The 2,420-nt window shown below is 60.9% G+C and carries 3 protein-coding genes and 1 pseudogene; 3 read left to right on the top strand and 1 reads right to left on the bottom strand.

Annotated features, from left to right (window positions below):
* Positions 1-824, bottom strand: an 824-nt coding sequence (locus tag EN994_RS27255) for a mechanosensitive ion channel domain-containing protein (RefSeq protein ID WP_127307958.1), incomplete at its 3' end; no start/stop codon positions are given.
* 242 nt (positions 825-1,066) lie between these two features.
* Here EN994_RS27255 and rsfS point away from each other — a divergent pair.
* The 3 genes and pseudogenes from rsfS to EN994_RS27240 all read left to right on the top strand — a co-directional run.
* Positions 1,067-1,444 (top strand): ribosome silencing factor, encoded by a 378-nt coding sequence (rsfS, locus tag EN994_RS27250; protein WP_013529073.1) that lies wholly within the window; start codon positions 1,067-1,069, stop codon positions 1,442-1,444.
* A 27-nt stretch (positions 1,445-1,471) separates the two neighbouring features.
* On the top strand, positions 1,472-1,954 hold the full coding sequence (gene rlmH / locus EN994_RS27245) for a 23S rRNA (pseudouridine(1915)-N(3))-methyltransferase RlmH (protein ID WP_013529074.1): 483 nt from the start codon (positions 1,472-1,474) through the stop codon (positions 1,952-1,954).
* A 124-nt stretch (positions 1,955-2,078) separates the two neighbouring features.
* Positions 2,079-2,420, top strand: a pseudogene (locus tag EN994_RS27240) (hypothetical protein); the annotation flags it as partial.

Here is a 2,420-nt window from a genome sequence, read left to right as displayed (position 1 = left end):
GCTTCCGGTGGCGGCAGCGGGATCGATATGCCTTCGCTATCGAATTCCTGCTTGGCGCGCTTGGTGAGATCGGTCTGGGTGGCGAAGAAGTCCGCCGACGATGTCCAGTAGCGCAAGGCAATCGAAACGGTGCTATCGCCCAATGTCGCGACGAAAGCGATCGGTGCCGGCTCACGCTTGACCCGCCGTTCGGCGGCGGCAATGGCAAGCAATGTCTTTTGAGCGCGGTCGATGTCGTTCCAGGAGCCGATGCTCAGCGTGATGTCGCTGCGGCGCACCCCGTTGCGCGAAAAGTTGCGCACCGGCTGGTTCCACAGCGTCGAGTTGGGCGCCAATATGTAGACCCCGTCGGCCGTCCTGAGCTTGGTTGCGAACAGGCCGATCTCCTCGATCGTACCGGCAATCGAACCGACCTCGACGGACTCGCCGATGCGAAACGGCCGCAGTGCCAGAAGCATGATGCCGGCCGCGATGTTCTGCAGCGTGCCTTGCAACGCCAGGCCGATGGCGAGGCCAATGGCACCGATCGCGGCAATGATCGAGGCCGTCTGCACGCCGAACTGGCCGAGCACCATGATGGTGACGAGGATCAGGATGGCATAGCGGACGATCTTGGAGAAGAAATGCCGCAACGTCGCGTCGAAACCATGGATATGGCCGAGACCGGCGAAGATCGAACGTTCGGCAAGGCCGGCGACGATATAACCGACGATCAAGAGGATAACGGCACCGATGGCCGAGAAGGAGTAGGAAACAATCAGCGTGCTCAGTTGGGCGAGGCCAGCCTGGACGCTGAGGAAGGCGTTTTGCGGGTCGATCGGCATGGGGGAAATCCGGTTGGTCGGTGAGCCGATAACCCATGCCGACGGCGAGGGTTCCGATCTTTTCCGGTGTGCGGCGGAACCACAGGAGCGACAATACGTTCGTGCGAGGCAGGGTCCCGTCTTGAAACTGTCAGGGAACTCTGCCTATCTAAGTGGTGTCACCTGCTTCAAGGGGTGATTTGGTTGTTCTTGCTGCGAAAGGAAATACACTGAGAACAGCACTGCGGAAGAAGGCCGATATCATGCCTTCGCCGGCCAGGATCAGCGTAGACGACGCCGTGTCCCGCGCCATCAAGACAGTCCTTGCCAGTCTGGAAGACTCCAAGGCCGAAAATATTGTCTCCATCGACATCCAGGGGAAATCGAGCCTCGGCGACTATATGGTCGTCGCTTCGGGCCGATCGCACCGTCATGTCGCGGCTGTCGCCGATCATCTTCTCAAAGCGATCAAGGATGCCGGTCTCGGCACCGCGCGCGTCGAGGGGCTGTCCGGCGCCGACTGGGTCCTGATCGATTCTGGCGACATCATCGTCCATGTCTTCCGCCCCGAAGTCCGCGAATTCTACAATCTCGAAAAGATGTGGCAGGCGCCGGACCTCGAGGAAGAAACGCTCCACTAAGTCGTTCGCGCGGCTTACAAGGCAAGGATGAAGATATCAGTTCATGCCGTGGGCCGGATGAAAGCCGGCCCCGAGAAGCTGCTGGCCGACCGCTATTTCGAGCGCTTCGCCAAGAGCGGCCCGGCGGTGGGGCTTGAATTTGGCGGCATTGCCGAAATAGCCGAGGGGCGCGGCCAGACTGCCAACGAGCGCCGGCGTGAGGAAGGCCAGAAACTGCAGACGCAGTTGCAGCCCGGCACCGCCCTGATCCTGCTCGACGAACGCGGCAAAAGCTTTTCCTCGGAAGATTTCGCCGGGCGCCTCGGCCTGTTGCGTGACGGTGGCCGCAAGGCGCTGATCATCGCCATCGGCGGCGCCGACGGCCACGATCAGTCGCTGCGCGACCAGGCCGAACTGGTGATGTCGTTCGGATTGCTGACATGGCCGCATCAACTGGTGCGCGTGATGCTGGGAGAGCAGCTTTATCGTGTGGCCACTATCCTTTCGGGACATCCCTACCATCGCTCGTAAGCCGGTGAATTGGTGCGACACACCCGGATTTCCGCCCCAATGCCAACGTAACATTGCATCGAGTGGGCGGTTTCGAACATGGTTGATTGTTCGTTAACGAAGCCACGCATAGAGTCGGGCTTCAATGTCTGAAGACAGAAAATCAAGAACGGGCTCATGGCGCGCGCGCTGCGGAATCGCGGCGGCGGTGCTTGTGCTGTCGCTGCATGCGGGGCGGGCGGAAAACACGCTCGACCTGGCTCCCGATCCGGACCAGAGCCGGGCCGAATATGAACGGGTCTCGAAGGAGATCACGCTGTCGTCGGAACGATTGGCCAAGCTCTCCGCCGACATCGCGACGATCAAGAAGGATCACGCCTCGATCACCGCCGCATTGATCCAGTCGGCGATGACCGAGCAGAAGCTCGGCCAGGACATCGAGGACATCGGCGCCAGGCTGGAAGGGTTGAAGGGCCAGGAACAGAAG

Source organism: Mesorhizobium sp. M7A.F.Ca.CA.002.09.1.1 (assembly GCF_003998555.1).
Taxonomy (GTDB): domain Bacteria; phylum Pseudomonadota; class Alphaproteobacteria; order Rhizobiales; family Rhizobiaceae; genus Mesorhizobium; species Mesorhizobium ciceri.
This window is presented reverse-complemented; position numbering and strand designations above follow the sequence as displayed.

Coding starts and splice junctions, on each gene's coding strand:
- rsfS (WP_013529073.1), top strand. CDS start 1,067: ATGCCTTCGCCGGCCAGGATCAGCGTAGACGACGCCGTGTCCCGCGCC.
- rlmH (WP_013529074.1), top strand. CDS start 1,472: ATGAAGATATCAGTTCATGCCGTGGGCCGGATGAAAGCCGGCCCCGAG.